Consider the following 14,601-nt stretch of genomic DNA (forward strand, 5'->3'; position numbering starts at 1 on the left):
CGCAAACGATTGCGCCTGAGAAACCTGCGCAAAGCACAACCGTGCGGATTAATGGCCGGACGCGCGATGCGCCCGGCCATGCTCGCGCTCAGGCGGCAAGCTTGCCGACAGCTCCGTTCGTGGGCGGCGCGATCGCACCCGCACGCGCGAAGCGGATCGCATCCATCAGCGCCTCGTGCTCGCCCACGTGATTCGCGAGCAGCAGGATCAATTGCGCATTGGCCGACTGGCTCTGCGCGTCGTCCAGATCGCGATGCATGTCGATGAGCGCCTCGTAGAAGTCGTCGGGGCGGGTGAGGTTGGGTTGGGTGTTGAGCATCGTTGTCTCCATGCAAGGCTGAATTCTTTTCGTCCGCGCGATGAAACCGGAAGGCGGCGGCAGATCGCGCGCGCCGCCTTGCTTCGCCGCATCAAGCCGTACCGGCCACGCACAGCGCCCGCTTGAGCGCGTGCTCGACGCGCGGCGCGTCGGCATGACGCCAGCGCGCGCACACGTGCTGATCCGGCCGGATCAGATAGAACGCGCCGTCCTGCGCGCCGTAGCGTTGCGCGGCCAGGGCCTCGGCGTCGTGCATCACCGCGGTGCCCGGCGGCAAGCCTTCGGGCGCCGCGCCTTCGCCATCGAGCACCGCCACGAAGTGCATCGGCACCGGGCCTCGCGCCAGCGCGTCGAGCGCCGCGCGCGTCCCGCTTTCGAGCGCCGAGCCGGCGCGGCAGAACAGCAGCCCCGTGAAGCGTCCGTCGAGTTGCGCGAGCAGCCATTGCGGCGCGCCCTGCGCGTCGACCAGGGGCGCGTCGGCGCACGACGCGCCCGGCACCATCTGGCCCGCGAAGGCGTCTTCGTCGGCAGTATTGAGCGTCGACTCGTGCAGCACCGCAGGCACCGAAAGCCGTCCGCTATTCACCAGTTGCCGTGCGAACGCGTGCTCGCGTGCGAGCGTCAGCACGGCGTCGCGGAACACGCGGCTCACCGCGCTCTTCGGCGTGATGAAATCGGTCGAGCGCGTGGAGTTGCGCAGGTTCTCGTCGGCAGCGTATTCGCGCTCGCTCGCATAGGTGTCGAGCAGCGCGTCCGATGCGCTTTGCTCCAGCACCATCGCGAGCTTCCATGCGAGGTTTTCGCCGTCCTGGAAGCCGCTGTTCGCGCCGCGCGCGCCGAACGGCGAAACAAGGTGCGCCGAGTCGCCCGCGAACAGCACGTTGCCGTGGCGGAAGCTGTCCATGCGCAGGCACGAGAACGTGTAGATGCTCACCCACTCCAGCTCGAACTTCACGTCGGGGCCGAGCAATGCGCGCACGCGCGGGATCACGCGTTCGGGCGTTTTTTCGAGCACCGGGTCGGCGTCCCAGCCGAGCTGGAAGTCGATGCGCCAGACGTTGTCGGGCTGGCGATGCAGCAGCACCGACTGGTTCGGATGGAACGGCGGGTCGAACCAGAACCAGCGCTCGGTGGGGAAGTCGGCTTCCATCTTCACGTCGGCGATCAGGAAGCGGTCCTTGAAGGTGCGGCCGTGACTGTCGAGACCCATGAGCTTGCGCACGGGGCTGCGCGAGCCGTCCGCCGCCACCACGTAGCGCGCGAGCAGTTCGTACGGGCCGTCGGGCGTCTCGATCTCGAGCGCCACGTGCGCCGCTTCCGGGCCCTGCGCCGCGCCCGGCGTGCCGCGCTGCGCGATGCCCGTGACCTTGCTCTTCCAGCGAATCTCGAGGTTGGGCAATGCCTGCGCGCGTTCGAGCAGGAAGCCTTCCACGTAGTACTGCTGAAGATTGACGAACGCAGGCCGATGGTGGCCGCTTTCGGGCAGCAGGTTGAAGGTGTAGACCAGCTCGTCCTTGCGGAACACCTTGCCCACGTTCCAGCTCACGCCCTTCTCGACCATGCGCTCGCCGCAGCCGAGCCGGTCGAAGATATCGAGCGAGCGCTTCGAAAAGCAGATGGCGCGCGAGCCCGTGGAGAGCGTGCAATCGTCGTCCACGAGCACCACGGGCAAGCCGTGCTGCGCGAGGTCGATCGCCGTGGCGAGGCCCACCGGCCCCGCGCCCACCACCACGACCGGACGCACGCCAGCGGCGGCGTCCGGGTGTTGCTCGCTACAACGCGTGTATTCGAAGGTCAGCGTCTGATAATCGATCATTGTTTTGTCTCCACCCACCTGGTCCTCAAGATCCGCCCAATCTCCGCTTCAATCCTGCAGCGCGTCCCACATGTCCTTGTCGCGCTGCGCGGTCCAGATGCGCGGATGCGTGATGCCGCTCGCCTCGTCATAAGCGCGCGACACGTCGAACGGCAGGCAATGCTCGTAGATGAAGACGTGGCCGAACTTCGGGTCCATCGCTTCGCGCGTGAGCGCCATGGACTGCTTGAGATCCAGCTTTTGCTCGACCGCCTTGCGGCCCTGGGAGAGCAGCGTCGTCACGAAGTCCTTCGTGTAGTCGAGGCCCTGGTTCACTTCTTCGGGCGTGACGAGCGCGGGGCCGCGGCCCGGCACGAGCTTTTCGGCGCCGAGCGAGCGCAGCGCTTCGAGCGTGGAAGGCCATTCGGCAAGCTGGGCGTCGCCGCAATAGCAGGCCGCGTCGTATTCCACGAGGTCGCCCGAGAACAGCACCTTCTGCTGCGGCAGCCACACCACGGTGTCGCCCTTCGTGTGGCCCGAGCCCAGGTGCGCGATCTTCACTTCGAGCTTGCCGAGGAACAGCGTGATTTCCTTCTCGAACACGAGCGTGGGCCACGTGAGGCCCGGCACCGTCTCCACGCCTGCAAAGAGGCGCGGGAAGCGCTCGATTTCCGACTTCATGTCGGCTTCGCCGCGCTCGACGATCATTTCGTACGTGCCGCGGCTCGCGATGATCTGCTGCGCGCCTTCGTTGAAATACGCCGAGGCGCCCAGCACGCGCACCGCGTGATAGTGCGAGAGCACGACGTATTTGATGGGCTTGTCCGTGACGCTGCGGATCTTCGCGATGAGGTCCTGCGCCATCGCGGGCGTGGCCGTGGTGTCGACGATCAGCACGCCGTCGTCGCCGATGATGACGCCCGAGTTCGGGTCGCCTTCCGTGGTGTACGCGTAGGCGTTTTCCGAGAGCTGCGTGAAGGTGACCTGCTTCTCTTCGAGATCGGCCTGCGATGCGAACGCCTTTGCCATCTGAGTCTCCGTATCGGTTGGGGAACGAACAACGGAGCGAGGCAGCACCGCCTGCGCGAGCAGGCGCCGATGGCCGGGCGCGCGGGGCGCCCGCCGGTTTGTCTCGCCCCGTCTGGTTGTGAATGAGCCGCTGTTTTGCCGGGGTGAGGCCATGATCGCCCGCCCGTTTTTATTTGTCAATAGCGAATACACTAGCCATATGCAAATACCGAGGCGGCGTGTGTTCGCGCGCCGTTCGGTTAACATGGACCCTTTTTCAGCCCGAGACAACGAGTGAAGATTCCTCGCAACGCGCGCGCCGCCACGCCGTCGCAGCCGACCCCGCCCGATGCGGACGCCGGCGCCGGGAAGACGCAGCGCGGCATCCAGAGCGTGGAAGTGGGCGCGCGCCTGTTGCGCGTGCTCGCCGACGCCCGCGTGCCGCTCGCGCCCAGCGATCTCGCGGCGGGCGCCGAAATCGCGTCGAGCCAGGCGCACGCCTATCTGGTGAGCCTCACGCGGCTCGGCCTGATCAAGCGCGACGCGCTTTCCGGGCGCTACGAGGCGGGGCCGCTCGCGCTGCGCCTCGGCCTCTTGCATCTGGCGCAGGAGCCCGCGCTGCGCGAGGCCGTGCCGCGCGCGGCGGCGCTCGCGCAGGCGCACAACTGCAGCGTCGCGCTCTGCATCGCGGGTCCGCAGGGGCCGACCATCGTGCGCTACGAGCACGCGAGCCTGCCGCTGCACGTGAACCTGCACGTGGGCACGGTGATGTCGCTGCCGGCCACGTCCACGGGCCGCGTGTTCTGCGCGTTCCTCGACGAAGCCGCGCTGCGCGCGATGTGGGCCAACCAGACGGCGCAGCCGGTCTGGCGCGGCACGGCGGACAGCGGCGCCGCCAGCGCAGCGACGTCGAGCGAAGCCGCCGCGCCCGAACGCGACGCGGCCTTCGCGGCCACGCTCGACGCCATCCGCGCGCGCGGCTTCGAATCGGGCATCGACGCGCCCAGCCCCGGCGTGAGCAGCGTCTGCGTGCCGGTGCTCGATGCGCAGCGCGCGCTGCGCCTCACGCTCACGGCCATCGGCGCGAGCGGTACGCTCGACGTGCGCCCGGCAGGCGCGCTCGTGCGCGCGCTGTGCGAAGCCGCGCGCGAGATCGCCGAGGCCGCCTTCCCTGCTTCTTCCGCGTCCTCCGCGTCAAATTAGAACTGAACCCGCCACCATGCCCCGAGCCCGCACCCCGTCCGCCGAGACGGACGAAGCCCGCGCCGATCCTTCCGCGCAGCCGGAATCCGCCGACAAGCCGCAGCGCGGCATCCAGGCGCTCGACGTCACGGGCGAGCTGCTCGCCGCACTCGTCGCGGCCGGCACGCCGCTCTCGCTGCGCGACCTCGCGGCGGCGGCTGGCATGCCCAGCGCGAAGGCCTTCCCCCACCTCGTGAGCCTGCTGAAGACGGGCCTGCTCGCGCGCGACGAAGCGGGCCGCTACGAAGCCGGCCCCTTGAGCCTCGAACTGGGCTTGCTGGGGCTCGCGCGCCTCTCGCCCGTGCGCGAAGCCGATGCCGAGCTGGTCGATCTCGCCGCCAGCACGGGCATGAGCGTGGCGCTCGCGGTGCCGGGGCCGCTCGGGCCCACGGTCGTGCGCCTCGAAGAGTCGCCGCGGCCCCTGCACGTGAGCCTGCGGCCGGGCACGGTCATGTCGATCGTGAACACGGCCATCGGCCGAGTATTCGCCGCATGGCTCGACGACGACGTGCGCGCCGAGCTGCTCGCGCAAGACGGCCTGCGCCTGGCCGGCGCGCCGTCGTCATCTCAACAGGCAACCTCCGACCCGCGCTACGCCGAACGCCTCGCGGCGATCCGCGCGCAACGGCTCGACACGGCGCTCGGCAATCCGATCCCCGGCATCAGCACCGTGGCCGCGCCCGTGTTCGATCACACCGGCAAGGTGTGCCTCGTGCTCGCGCTGATGGGACCGTCCGGCAACTTCGACCCCGCGAACCACGGCGACAGCGCGCAGCGGCTGACCGCGGCGGCCGAGCGTCTGTCGCGCCGCTTCGGCTACGTGGCCGGAACCGCGCCGCTATAATCGGCTGCCACGGCAGCAAGGCAATCCCGCGCAACCCAACCCGCAGCCCCCAAAGGAAGCGCTCATGAGCACGGCCTCCACCGGTTCCCACGCGGCGCAGCGCTCGGTCGCCGACCTGCCCTGCCCGCGCGGCCTGCCGCTCGTCGGCAATCTGCTGCAGCTCTCGCCCGCGCGGCTGCATCTGATCCTCGAACGCTGGGCCGAGGAGCTTGGCACTCCATATCGTTTCCAGGTAGGCAGCATCCCCATCACGATCTGGACCGACCCCGAGCTGATCCAGCAGATCATGCGCGAGCGTCCGCACCGCTACCGGCGTTATCAGCCCGTCGAGGCGGTGCTCGAGGAAATGGGCTGCAACGGGCTCTTTTCGGCGGAAGGCGCGGCATGGGAGCCGCAGCGCCGCCTCGTGATGCAGGCGCTCTCGATTCCCACCATCAAGGCGTTCTATCCCACGCTCGCCGAAATCACGGCGCGGCTGCGCACGCGCTGGCTGCGCGCGGCCGAGCGCGGCGAGACCGTCGAGATGACCGACGACCTCAAGCGCTTCACGGTGGACGTGACGAGCGCGCTCGCGTTCGGCGAAGACCCGCGCACGCTCGAGCGCGATCACGGCGTGATCCAGGAGCATCTGGAGCGCATCCTGCCGAGCGTGATGGGCCGCATCAACGCGCTCTTTCCGTACTGGCGCTACTTCAAGCTGCCCGCGGACCGCAAGCTCGATCATTCGTTATCCGAAGTTCATCGCTATGTCGACGCGATGATGGCGCGCGCACGCGAACGCATGCGCGACGAGGCCGCCGAAACGCCGCGCAACCTGCTCGAAGCGATGCTCGTGCAACAGCAGCAGGCCCAGGCGGAGCCGGGCGCCGCGCCGATCACCGACGCGCAGATCCGTGCCAACGTCCTGACGATCCTGCTCGCGGGCGAGGACACCACCGCCGATTCGATCGCGTGGACGCTGCCCTGTCTCGCGGCGGATGCGCACCTGCAAACGCATCTGGGCGAACAAGCGCACCGCGTGCTCGGCGAGGCTCCCGTCTGCCCCGACTACGCCACGCTCAAGGAGCTCGATATCTTCGAGGCGATCTGCATCGAGGCGACGCGTCTGCGGCCCGTGGCGGCCGTGCATTCGTTCGAGCCGCTCGAAGACGTGGTGCTCGACGGCGTGGCGCTGCCCAAGGGCACGCGCATGTTCTTCGTGGCGCGACCCGCCATGATCGACGCGAAGCATTTCGCCGATCCGCAGCGCTACGATCCCTGGCGCTGGATGCACAAGGGAGAACGCGGCGGCGCGCAGGAGTCCAACGGCGGCGCGCACGACGTGCGTGCGTATCTGCAGTTCGGCGCGGGGCCGCGCGTGTGCCCGGGACGCCATCTCGCGACGGTGGAAATGCGTCTCGCGCTCTCGATGCTGATGAACGAATTCTCGATCGAGATGGCCATCGATCCAGCGAAAATCAACGAGGTCTCGGCGTTCACGATGGTGCCCGACACCATGCCGGTGAAGCTCACGAAGCGGCGGCGATAAACAGCCATCAGCCGCGTGCGGCTCACTCCTTCACTTCGATGTCCTCTTCGCCGCTGCGCGTCTGCGCATCGCGCATCTTCTGGAGCGCCTTCGGGCCAAGCCCGAGCGCCACGCCCATCGCGAGCGCGTCGATCACCGCGAGATGCGCGATGCGCGAGACGCCGGGCGCTTGCGGCTCTTCCGCCACCGGCACGCGCAACAGCAGCGGGATGTCGACCACCCATGCGAGCCGCGAGCCCGCATTCGTGAGCGCGATGGTGGTCGCGCCGCGCTCCTTCGCGATCTGGATGCTCTCGTTCACCTCCACGCTGCGGCCCGACTGCGAGATCGCGAACGCCACGTCGCCGGGTTCGAGCAAACCGGCATAGAGCCGCTGCAATTGCGCGTCGATAAACGCGCTCGCCGCAATGTCCAGGCGCAGCAGGCGCAGCGCCGCGTCCTGCGCCACGAGCCCCGAGCCCGCCCCCACGCCGAAGAAATAAACGCGCCGCGCGCTGCCGAGCGCGGCCACCGCCGCCTCGAACACGGCCGGATCGAGCGAGGCGCGCGCGTGCTTCACGCCCTGCACCACCTGCTCCGCCACGCTGTCGAGCAGCATGCCGACGCGCGTGGTGTCGCCGCTCGCGACTTCCCGCGCCGCGGCGAACGGCAGGCCGCCCGCCGCGCTCTGCGCAAGCCGCATCTTGAAGTCGCGCAGGCCGTGCGCACCCACCGCGCGGCAAAAGCGCGTGACCGAAGGCTCGGACACCTCGGCACGCAGCGCGAGCTCGGTGATGCTCGCGCGCATCGCGAAGTCGATGTCGGCGAGCACCATCTCCGCGACCTTGCGTTCGGCGGGCCGCAGCGACTCCGCTACGTTGCGGATGTGATGGATCAGGTTGGAGACCGGCAAGCTGTTGTCCGTGGATGAGCCGTGGAAGGTGCATGGATCGCAAGGTCGCCCGCGCAGCCCGCATGGATCCCGCGTGCACCCTTTTCGTCAATCGAGCCGCTTGCCGCTTTCGGTATCGAACAGATGCAGGTGCGCGAGAGGCAGGCCCAGCGTCATGCGCTGCCCCGGTTCGATGCCGGGCCGCGCGCGCGTCGTGACGCACCATGTGGTGCCGCCTATTTTCCCGTACAAGTGCGTCTCCGCGCCAGTCGGCTCGATGACCTCGACGTTGAACGGCACCTCGCCGCCCTGCGTTTCGATGTGCTCGGGGCGTATGCCCAGCGTCACGCGCGCGCCGGCCTGCGCGCGGCCCTCGGGAATCGCAATGCGCACGCCGTCTTCGAGCACGAGCGCCGTGCCGCGCGCGTCGCTCATCACGCTGCCCGTGGCGAAATTCATCGAAGGCGAGCCCAGGAAGCTCGCCACGAACAGATTGCCCGGCCGGTCGTAGAGATCGAGCGGCTTGCCGATCTGCTCGATGCGTCCCGCGTTCATCACGACGATGCGCTCGGCCATGGTCATCGCTTCGATCTGGTCGTGCGTGACGTAGACCACCGTGTTGCGCAGGCGCTGATGCAGCGCCTTGATTTCCGTGCGCATCTGCACGCGCAGCTTGGCGTCGAGATTCGAGAGCGGCTCGTCGAACAGGAACAGCGAAGGCTCGCGCACCACGGCGCGGCCCATCGCGACGCGCTGGCGCTGGCCGCCCGAAAGCGCGCGCGGCAGACGGTCGAGATAGCTCGACAGATTCAGCATCTTCGCGGCGGCCTCGATGCGCGGCTTGAAGCCCGCTTCGCGCTCCTTGCGGATGCGCGGCCCGAACGCGATGTTGTCGTAGACCGAGAGATGCGGGTAGAGCGCGTAGCTCTGGAACACCATCGAGACGTTGCGCTGCTGCGGCGGCAGCGTATTCGCGCGCGTGCCGCCAATGGTGAGATCGCCGCCACTGATGTCTTCGAGTCCCGCGATCATGCGCATCAGCGTGGTCTTGCCGCAACCCGAAGGCCCGACCAGCACGACGAACTCGCCGTCCGCGATGTCGAGGTCCACGCCGTGCACGACCTGGGTGTCGCCGTAGCGCTTGTAGATGCCGTTCAGTTGTACCGCTGCCATGCTGTCCTCGTGTGCTGTCGTTGCTTGCCGTGCGGGTGGGTTCGTGCTTTTATCGCTGCGCGCTCTGCGCTCTCGCCTCAGAACGGATCGAGCGTGAGCTCGTTCGCCATCAGCCGGTTGCCGGCCATGAGGCCCGCGTCCACCGGCAGCGCCACGCCGGTAATCACGCGCGCCTGCGGCGAGGCGAGAAACTGCACGGCGTCGGCGATGTCCTCGGGCGTGGCCACGTCGCCGAGCGGATACCATTTCTTTAGTTCTTCGAATATCTTTGGATGCTGCGTCACGCGCGCGTGCCACGCGGGCGTCTTCACGGTGCCGGGGCAAACGATATTCGCGCGAATGCCGTGCGGCCCGAGCTCCATCGCCAGCGCCTTCGTGTAGCTCACGAGCCCCGCTTTCGCCGCACTGTACGCGGGATGGCCGAGCGCGGCGAGCCCGTTCACCGAGCCAACGAGTACGAGCACGCCGCGCCCGCGCTCGATCATCGAGGCGCGCACGGACTCGACCGTGTAGTAAGTGCCGTTCAGGTTCAGGTCGATGTCGCGGCGCCAGCTCGCGGCGTCGGTATGCGCGAGCGTGGTGCCGAGCGCGCCGCCCGCATTGGCCACGGCCACGTCCACCGGACCGCGCGCGGCCACGGCGCGCGCGACCGCGGCTTCGACCGCGACCTGATCGCTCACGTCGGCGGCCAGCGCCTCGAGGCGCGCAGCGCCGAATTCATCGGCCAGCGCCTGCACGCCCGACGCGTCGCGGTCGAGCGCGAACACGGTATCGCCCGCCTCGTGAAACCGCTTGCATAGCGCACGGCCAATGCCGCCGCACGCGCCCGTCACCAGCACCACCCGGCTCATGTTCGAACTCTCCGCATATCGGTTCAAAGCGCTTGCCGGCGATCCGGCCAACCCCGCCAGTCCGGCTCAAGGCTCTGTAAATTTCCAACAATCACACGTTTCATATCGTTCGATGTTCAAACGAACGCGGGTTTACACGCAGGCGTCCCACATAGTGGATCGCGCAATTTACCCCATGTTTTACGGCATGTTAGGCAAATTCAGGAGCAGAAAACAATCTCGCGTTTCCCAGGTGACAACGCTTTTTTCATCCTGTAGGATTTTTTCAAACAACGCAATACGAACGACGCGACGAACCACGCGATGCCGGGTCCACGGCGGCGGCAAGAACCGAAAAACCAACCAGCAACCACCCCGCATGGGATGGGACGAGGCGCTCAAGCACCCGCTCCCCATCAACACAGGAGACTGAGAATGGCGTTTAAGGCACGTGCATCTATCACGCTCGGCAAGCTCGCCGCCGCGCTCACGGTCGGGATCACGGCGGCAGGCATGGCCGCCGCGGCGCACGCCGACACCGTCCGCGTGACCGTCGCCCACTACAGCGACGCCACGGCGCCGTACTTCGAGAAAATGGCCAAGCAATTCGAGGCCGCCAATCCCGGCACCACGATCAAGATCGAAGACGTGAACTGGGACTCGCTGCAACAGAAGCTGCAAACGGACATCTCGGGAGGCGCAAACGCCGACCTCGCGATCATCGGCACGCGCTGGCTGCTCGACTTCGTGAAGGACGATATCGCCGAGCCGCTCGATCCCTACATGGACGCGAACTTCAAGAACCGCTTCATCGGCCCGTTCCTCGCGCCCGGCGAAATCAACGGCAAGATCTACGGCCTGCCGATCGCGGCTTCCGCGCGCGCGCTCTACTACAACAAGGACATGCTCGCTTCGGTGGGCTATCCGAACGGCCCGAAAACCTGGAACGACGTGATCGACGCCTCGAAGAAGCTCAAGGCCAAGGGCATCGCGGGCTTCGGTCTGCAGGGCAAGGAAATCGAAACCGACGTGTACTTCTACTATGCGCTGTGGACCAACGGCGGCGACGTGGTGGGCAAGGACGGCAAGGCCGCGTTCAATTCGCCGGCCGGCGTGAAGGCCGCCACGCTCTACAAGACCATGATCGACGAAGGGCTCACGGAGCCGGGCGTGACCGGCTACAGCCGCGAAGACGTGCAGAACCTCTTCAAGCAGGGCCGCGTGGCGATGATGATCTCGGCGCCGTTCCTCGCCAAGCAGCTCAAGAAGGAAGCGCCGAACATCAAGTACGGCATCGATCCGATCCCGGTGGGCACGACGCAGGCGACCTATGCGGTCACGGACTCGATCATGATGTTCAAGAACTCGAAGGTGAAGAAGAGCGCCTGGAAGTTCCTCGACTTCCTGTTCACCAAGCAGCCGCGCGTGGAGTTCACGAGCACCGAAGGCTTCCTGCCGACGACCAAGGCCGAGGCCACCGACCCGGCGTTCCAGGATCCGGACACCAAGGCGTTCGTCGCGCTGCTGCCGCATGCACGCTTCGCGCCGACCGTGACGGGCTGGGAAGACACTGCCAAGGCCGTGACCAACGCGATGCAGGCGATCTACCTCGGCAAGGCCAAGCCCGCCGACGCGCTGAACCAGGCCGCCGCCGACGCCAACAAGTCGCTCGGCAAGTAACTCGCGGCGCGCAGCCCGGCAACGCGCCGGGCGCCTGATCGCCGCAAGAACCGGCGCGCGGCGTAGCCTGGCAATCGCTACGCGGCGCGCCGGTTCGCCCATGCAACGGCTCGCAACAACCCGCAACAACCCGCAATACCGGACGCGCCACGCCATGACTCTGGGTCCTCTGAAGCAAACGCCGCCAGCCGGTCCGGCAAAGGGCGTGACGCCCGAACCCACCCGCCCAACGAACCGCATGAGCCGCTCACAACGTGCCGTCGCCGTGCCCCGCGCCCCCTGGCTCCTGATCGTGCCGAGCCTGGTGCTGGCGCTTTTCATCATCAGCTATCCGATCTTCAACATCGTGTACCAGTCGCTGCACGATGTTTCGCGCTTCGGCCAGATTCGCGGCTTCAGCGGCTTGCAGAACTTCTACAACGTGTTCGCGGACCCGGTGTTCCTGAGCGCGCTCCAGAACACGCTGATCTGGACGTTCTGCGTCGTGGTGGGCACCGTGCTGATCTCAGTGCCGGTCGCACTGATACTCAATCAGGACTTCTACGGACGCGGCATCGCCCGCACGATCGTCATGCTGCCGTGGTCGGTCTCGCTCACCATGACCGCCGTGGTCTGGCGCTGGGCCTTCAACGACGACTACGGCATGGTCAACGTCACGCTGCAGCGCCTCGGCATGATCTCGGGGCCGATCCACTGGCTCGCCACGCCGCAATACGCGTTTCCGGTCGAGATCGCCGTGGGCATTCTCGTCTCGATCCCGTTCACCACGACGATCCTGCTGGGCGGCCTCTCCTCGGTGCCCGGCGACATCTACGAAGCCGCGCGCATCGACGGCGCGAGCGCCTGGCAGCAGTTCCGCCGGCTCACGCTGCCGCTGCTCAAGCCCTTCATCAACATGGCGATCCTGCTCAACGTGATCTACGTGTTCAACTCGTTCCCCATCATCTGGGTGATGACGCAAGGCGGCCCCGACGACAGCACGCACATTCTCGTGACCTATCTCTACGAGCTGGGCTTCCGCCTGGGCCGGCCCGGCGAAGCAGCCGCCGTCTCGCTCATCATGCTCGTGATCCTGTTCGCCTTTTCGGTGGTCTACCTGCGTGTGCAGGCAAAGCGCGGTGGCAACGCAGAAGGAGACCTGGCATGAACCGCAAGCTCAAACGTTCGATCTGGTGCTGGCTCGCGCTTTCGCCGCTCGTGGTGGCCGTGCTGTTCCCGTTCGCGGTGATGTTCTTCACCTCGTTCAAGCCCGCCTCGGAAGTGTTCGTCTATCCGGCGCGCTGGCTGCCCATGCACTGGCGCTGGGAGAACTATGTCGACATGTGGCAGGCCGCGAACTTCGGCGTCGCGCTGCGCAACAGCATCGTGATCTCGTGCCTCTCCACGGCGCTCGCGCTGGCCGTGAGCCTGCCCGCCGCCTACGCGCTCGCGCGCTTTCCGTTTCGCGGACGCGGGCTCTACCGGCAGTTCCTGCTCGTCACGCAGATGCTTTCGCCTATCCTGCTGGTGGTCGGCCTGTTCCGGCTCGCCGCGATGATCCCTTATGGCGACGGCAATCTCGTCGATTCGAAGCTCGGCGTGATCGTCTCATATGCAGCGTTCAATATTGCATTCGCGGTGTGGATGCTGTCGTCGTATTTCCAGACCGTGCCGCGCGATCTTGAGGAGTCCGCATGGCTCGAAGGCTGCAGCCGCAGCGGCGCCGTGCTGCGCGTGTTTCTGCCGCTCGCGGTGCCCGCCGTGGTGGTGACGGCGATCTTCACGTTCATCAGCGCGTGGAACGAGTTTGCCGTGGTCTATACGCTGATCCGCTCGCCCGAGAACAAAACCCTCACCGTGCAGGTCACCGACATGGTGGCCGGCAAATACACCGTGGAATGGGAGCTCGTGATGGCGGCCACGCTCGCGGCCACGCTGCCGGTCTCCGTGGTGTTCGCGTGGCTGCAACGCTATATGGTCAAGGGGCTCGCGCTCGGGGCCGTGAAATAAGCCACCAATAAGCGCAAACAAGCGCAATAAGGCGGCATGGAACGCCGGCGCCGTTCGCCTTATTCGCCGACGCGATGAATGTCGTGCGTGACGAAGCCCGTTTGATTGGTGGGCAAATCGAGCCAGGTGTCGTTGCCGAGCGTGCGGCGAATGTCGCTCAGCCCCGCATCCCAGTGACTCTGCATGGTGGTCCTGCCGAACTGGTAGTCCTTGTCGCCGCGCTCGAACTTCTGTTGCTGATAGATCAGTTGCAACACGTTATAGCGCTTGCTGCAAGCGAGATTCTCGGCAACCTTGCAGAGACGGTCGCCTTCGCGCGCAGCTTGCGGCACGCGCTGGAGCAATTCGCGCAACAGGTGCCGGTAGCGCTGTTCGCGTTGCAGCATGTCGGTCACGAGGCGCGTGCGGCTCGAATACTGAATGTCCTTCACGCGCACGCCCACGTTTTCCAGCGTCTGCGGCACAGGCCCGCGCGCGGACCAGAGATCGACCTGGAACACGAGCGTGTCGCGGCGCGGCAAGGCGCCGAGAACTTCACTCAAAGGCGTATTCGATACCACGCCGCCGTCCCAGTAGAACTCGCCGTCGATTTCCACAGGCGCGAAACCCGGCGGCAACGCGCCCGAAGCGATGAAATGCTCGGCGCGCAGCGTCGTGCGCGTGTTGTCGAAATAGACGAAGTTGCCGGTCGCGACGTTCACGGCGCCCACCGACACCCGCGTCTCGCCCGAATTGATCCGTCCGAAATCGCAGAACCGCTCGAGCGTGGCCTTGAGCGGCGTGGTGTCGTACCAGCTCACGCGCTCGGGCACGTTCGCCTGCCACGGTAGCGGCATCGGCACGCGCGGCGCGAAAAAGCCGTGCTGGCCCTGCGTGGCGGCGCTGGCCGCCTGGAGCGCCGTCAGCATCGAGCGCGTTGCGTCGGACGCCGCAAACAGCATCTGTTCGAACGTCACGGGCAACGCCGGCGTGAACCCCGGCTTGCAGATGGTCTCCCAGAACGCGCGCAGCCGCGGCACCCGCATGGACGGCTCGTTCCCGGCAATGATGGCCGTATTGAGCGCGCCGATCGAAATGCCCGCGACCCAGTTGAGCGGGATGCGCGCTTCGTGCAGCCCCTCGAGCACGCCGGCCTGATACGCGCCCAGCGCGCCGCCGCCTTGCAGTACGAGCGCGACGGTTTCGTAGTCGAGGCAGCGCGCGTGATGCGTGTGCGTCGCCCCGGCGGCCTTGCCGCGCTTCGGGGGCGTGGACGGCGCCCCGCCATCCACGTTATGGAGTTCGCTCATTGCATGAACCAGCCGTGGCTCACCACGAACGAC

At 67.0% G+C, this 14,601-nt stretch carries 13 protein-coding genes; 6 read left to right on the forward strand and 7 right to left on the reverse strand.

Features of this window, described 5'->3' with window-relative positions; genetic code table 11:
- Positions 1-88 precede the first annotated feature (88 nt).
- From U5775_RS34330 to U5775_RS34340, 3 genes are all read right to left on the reverse strand, one after another.
- The gene (locus tag U5775_RS34330) at positions 89-319 is read right to left on the reverse strand and encodes a DUF2783 domain-containing protein (protein WP_322062580.1); all 231 of its coding nucleotides are present in this window, start codon (positions 317-319) and stop codon (positions 89-91) included.
- A 91-nt stretch (positions 320-410) separates the two neighbouring features.
- A complete protein-coding gene (locus U5775_RS34335) occupies positions 411-2,135 on the reverse strand; it encodes an FAD-dependent oxidoreductase (RefSeq protein ID WP_322062581.1) in 1,725 nt (574 codons plus the stop codon).
- A 48-nt stretch (positions 2,136-2,183) separates the two neighbouring features.
- Entirely contained in the window at positions 2,184-3,143 is a 960-nt protein-coding gene (locus tag U5775_RS34340) for an MBL fold metallo-hydrolase (protein WP_322062582.1), read from the reverse strand.
- Between the two features lie 279 nt (positions 3,144-3,422).
- Between U5775_RS34340 and U5775_RS34345 the strand changes: the two genes are divergently transcribed.
- The 3 genes from U5775_RS34345 to U5775_RS34355 all read left to right on the forward strand — a co-directional run bounded on the left by U5775_RS34345 (position 3,423) and on the right by U5775_RS34355 (position 6,736).
- Positions 3,423-4,325 (forward strand): IclR family transcriptional regulator, encoded by a 903-nt coding sequence (locus U5775_RS34345; RefSeq protein WP_322062592.1) that lies wholly within the window; start codon positions 3,423-3,425, stop codon positions 4,323-4,325.
- 16 nt (positions 4,326-4,341) lie between these two features.
- A complete protein-coding gene (locus U5775_RS34350) occupies positions 4,342-5,208 on the forward strand; it encodes an IclR family transcriptional regulator (RefSeq protein WP_322062583.1) in 867 nt (288 codons plus the stop codon).
- Positions 5,209-5,272: 64 nt separating this feature from the next.
- Entirely contained in the window at positions 5,273-6,736 is a 1,464-nt protein-coding gene (locus tag U5775_RS34355; RefSeq protein WP_322062584.1) for a cytochrome P450, read from the forward strand.
- Between the two features lie 22 nt (positions 6,737-6,758).
- On the opposite strand, the gene U5775_RS34360 is transcribed toward U5775_RS34355, so the two are convergent.
- The 3 genes from U5775_RS34360 to U5775_RS34370 form a co-directional block, all read right to left on the reverse strand.
- Positions 6,759-7,628, reverse strand: a complete 870-nt coding sequence (locus U5775_RS34360) for a MurR/RpiR family transcriptional regulator (protein WP_322062585.1) — start codon at positions 7,626-7,628, stop codon at positions 6,759-6,761.
- 87 nt (positions 7,629-7,715) lie between these two features.
- Positions 7,716-8,780: a sn-glycerol-3-phosphate ABC transporter ATP-binding protein UgpC gene (locus U5775_RS34365; RefSeq protein ID WP_322062586.1), complete on the reverse strand. Its 1,065-nt coding sequence runs from the start codon at positions 8,778-8,780 to the stop codon at positions 7,716-7,718.
- A gap of 77 nt (positions 8,781-8,857) precedes the next feature.
- A complete protein-coding gene (locus tag U5775_RS34370; protein ID WP_322062587.1) occupies positions 8,858-9,631 on the reverse strand; it encodes an SDR family oxidoreductase in 774 nt (257 codons plus the stop codon).
- 414 nt (positions 9,632-10,045) lie between these two features.
- On the opposite strand from U5775_RS34370, the gene U5775_RS34375 reads away from it, so the two are divergent.
- The 3 genes from U5775_RS34375 (at position 10,046) to U5775_RS34385 (ending at position 13,279) form a co-directional block, all read left to right on the forward strand.
- Positions 10,046-11,290: a sugar ABC transporter substrate-binding protein gene (locus U5775_RS34375; protein WP_322062588.1), complete on the forward strand. Its 1,245-nt coding sequence runs from the start codon at positions 10,046-10,048 to the stop codon at positions 11,288-11,290.
- Positions 11,291-11,528: 238 nt separating this feature from the next.
- Entirely contained in the window at positions 11,529-12,437 is a 909-nt protein-coding gene (locus U5775_RS34380) for a sugar ABC transporter permease (protein ID WP_322062589.1), read from the forward strand.
- Positions 12,434-13,279, forward strand: a complete 846-nt coding sequence (locus U5775_RS34385; RefSeq protein ID WP_322062590.1) for a carbohydrate ABC transporter permease — start codon at positions 12,434-12,436, stop codon at positions 13,277-13,279. The genes U5775_RS34380 and U5775_RS34385 overlap by 4 nt, the downstream gene beginning before the upstream one ends.
- Positions 13,280-13,338: 59 nt before the next feature.
- Here the strand turns inward: U5775_RS34385 and U5775_RS34390 are convergent, their stop codons facing one another.
- Complete coding sequence (locus U5775_RS34390) at positions 13,339-14,568, reverse strand: patatin-like phospholipase family protein (RefSeq protein WP_322062593.1); 1,230 nt, start codon at positions 14,566-14,568, stop codon at positions 13,339-13,341.
- Positions 14,569-14,601: the final 33 nt, after the last annotated feature.

Source organism: Paraburkholderia sp. J63 (genome assembly GCF_905220245.1).
Taxonomy (GTDB): domain Bacteria; phylum Pseudomonadota; class Gammaproteobacteria; order Burkholderiales; family Burkholderiaceae; genus Paraburkholderia.